Source organism: Streptomyces sp. sk2.1, from assembly GCF_008120935.1.
GTDB lineage: Bacteria > Actinomycetota > Actinomycetes > Streptomycetales > Streptomycetaceae > Streptomyces.
Window position 1 is genome coordinate 1 of record NZ_RDBO01000221.1, and the last position, 784, is coordinate 784.

The 784-nt window shown below is 78.3% G+C and carries 1 pseudogene; it reads right to left on the reverse strand.

Annotated elements, in window-relative coordinates:
• Window positions 1-784 (reverse strand): annotated as a pseudogene (locus tag EAO76_RS42840) (hypothetical protein); the annotation flags it as partial.

Below are 784 nucleotides of genomic sequence, written 5' to 3' on the forward strand. Positions count from 1 at the left end.
CCCCCACCAGTTGACGCACCGGCAACTCCGCTACGGCCGACTCCCCGGCCGACGTCATCGCGGAAGCGTCCCCCGGAACGACGCGCTGCACGGGAACGGACGGAGGCAGGGATCGCGGCGACGGCAGGGGTACGGACCGGACCTCCGCCGTGCCGTCGCCGGCCCCCCTCGCGCCGCCCCCGAGCACCGATCCGGTCGCACCGCTGCTCGCCGACCGGCCCGTACCGCTCCAGAACGTGCGGAGCGGGGAGTCGGGAGCAGCGGTACAGCGTTCCGCGGTGGACGGGCCGGACGGGTCGGCACCGCCTTCGCCGACCGGTACGGGGACGGTGCCGGGCTCCGGGCCGGGAGGCGCGTCCCCGGCCGATGCCGTTCCGGTGCGCTGGACCGCCGGCGGGGAGGGCACGGCGTCGATGGCGACGGTGACACCGTCCGTACCGGCGGCGCTGCAACGTACCGTCGCCGCTCCGGGACAGGGGACGGGCGCGCCGCCCGCCTCCCCGCCGCTTCCCGCCCTGCAGCGTCGGGCGGCCGGGGGACCGCCGGTGCCCCGCTCACTGGCCGCCGCCCCCGCCTCCTCCGTGCCGTCCGCGTCCGCCTTCACCCCGGCGGGTTCGGTCGCCCTGGCCGCCGGGGTGGCCCAGCGGGCGGCCGACGGCAGCGTCGTCTTCGGCACCCCGCCACCGGCGTACTCGTCGCCCGTCGCCCTGAACTTCAGGGTGCCGCCGGAGAAGTCGGGCGCGAGCGGGCCGGGGGTGTCCTCCTGGACCGGGCACAGCACGGG